Source organism: Vreelandella mediterranea (assembly GCF_970647075.1).
Map to the genome: position 1 here is coordinate 1 of NZ_OZ310199.1, position 1,702 is coordinate 1,702.

Below are 1,702 nucleotides of genomic sequence, written 5' to 3' on the forward strand. Positions count from 1 at the left end.
TGCAGCCGAAAGCTCTGTGCAGTTGCGTTTGGCATGCGCTCGCAAGCTCGCCACCATTCAAACCCCGGGGCCGCCGCGAGGACAGCGACTATTAGCCCTCAGAACGCTCTAGATCGAGCTCTGAGACGTTTTGAAGGGGCAGGTCACAGGAGAACCCCAGACGACCCAGAACACGCCTAGCGAGCAGCACACGCCCGACAGGGCCCACTGCATCGGCAAGCTCAACAAGAAGATCAAGCTCAGGCGACTGGGAGAGGCGACGCTCAAAGACCTCAAAGGCAGAGCGCTCAGGGCGATCAAAGCGCCACCCCTGCGACCAGTCAGCGGTCCAAGGAGGCGTACCAGGAGGAGCCTCGAGCAAAGCAGGCGACGCCACATGCCAAAAGAGCCGATCAGGCTGAGCCGCATCACGCAGAGTAGCACCGTAGTCTTGCTTCACAGTCACCTCGTACCGAGTCCGATGGGGGCCAGTAACGCCAGCACGATCAAGCCGCTCCTGCCTCTTATCGTAGACACGAGCAGTTGCACGAGCCTTTGACCGATGGCCAACGTAGAAAGTCCCAGTTTCCCGCCCATCGTCACGAATAGCCAATTCCAGCTTCACACGGAGAGCCTTACGCCCAAGATTCACTTGGCCAGTAGGGTACTGCGACCGCAGAGCGTCTAGGACGTCGGCAGCGTCAACGAGAACGTCGTGGGCAGCATCGAGCCTAGTAACCCTGTGTGGCCAATCCGATATGACGGAAAGCCAATCCATGAAGACGCCAAGCTCCCGCATCTGAGCCAGAGCGGCACCGGAAGCAGAGCAGTAGAGGACACCATAGGTTTCGTAGAGCTTCACAGAGCCCTCGCCCAACCGAAAAGTACGATCATCCAACGGAACCGCGCCCATATCCGAGAGAAGCGAACGCAAGGAACCCACCGGGTTTCGCTTAGGGTGGAAGGTGACAGCCAAGTGGTCGCAAAAAGCCATCAATCATCCTCCCGCCCATGCACGATACAGCCACGGGAGGGAGCAAGACGCTCGCCGGTCGAATAATCGCAGTTGCACCCAGCAGGACGATCAGCACACGGCGAGAGCTCGAAGTCGGAAGGATCATCAAGCGAATCAAAAACCTCACGGAGGTGGTTTAGCTGGTCACGAATCTGCTCACTAGAAGCGCCGCGGACCCTACGGATGACGTCATCCGACGGAGCGGTATTCTGGTCAGGCATAGCCCGCAAAAGCTCCACAAGCGGAGAAAGGCCCTTTCCGAGCATGTCGCCAACAACGGACGACTTCGAGACACCAAGGCGGTGAGAGATGAAATTCAGGTGTTGGACGACTTCGGGGGGAAGGGTGAAAGACACCCGTTTCATGTTGGCCATAGAGCCTCCTGTTAAGTAATACCTAAGAAAAATACTAGCTTGGTATTACCTAAGCAAGAGAAAAGTATTACCTAACAGGAAAAGCTCTTTAAACCCCACAACCACGCGCTGTAGCAGACGACAACGCACGGAAGTAGAAAATGAATAGGAGGTATTACTATATCTCCTATTCGCCGAGCCGGCGGCGGGGAGCTAGGCTCGCTTCCCTTCGCCGCCCCGGCAAAAAGTCCCACCACTGAGACAATGAGCCGGTATTACAGCGACCGGCTGGAAACCCACCCCGTTTGGCAGAAGTGAGGGACCAGGCGAAAGCCAACGCAGGCCTAAACGATCG

Annotated in this window: 2 protein-coding genes; both read right to left on the reverse strand. The window is 57.1% G+C overall.

Going from position 1 to position 1,702, the window contains the following annotated elements; all coding sequences use genetic code 11:
* Positions 1-91 precede the first annotated feature (91 nt).
* On the reverse strand, positions 92-973 hold the full coding sequence (locus tag ACWFVE_RS17195; RefSeq protein ID WP_447530565.1) for a replication initiation factor domain-containing protein: 882 nt from the start codon (positions 971-973) through the stop codon (positions 92-94).
* Positions 973-1,368 carry a hypothetical protein gene (locus ACWFVE_RS17200; RefSeq protein ID WP_447530566.1) on the reverse strand — a complete coding sequence of 132 codons (396 nt, stop codon included), beginning with the start codon at positions 1,366-1,368 and terminating at the stop codon, positions 973-975. The genes ACWFVE_RS17195 and ACWFVE_RS17200 overlap by 1 nt, the downstream gene beginning before the upstream one ends.
* Positions 1,369-1,702: the final 334 nt, after the last annotated feature.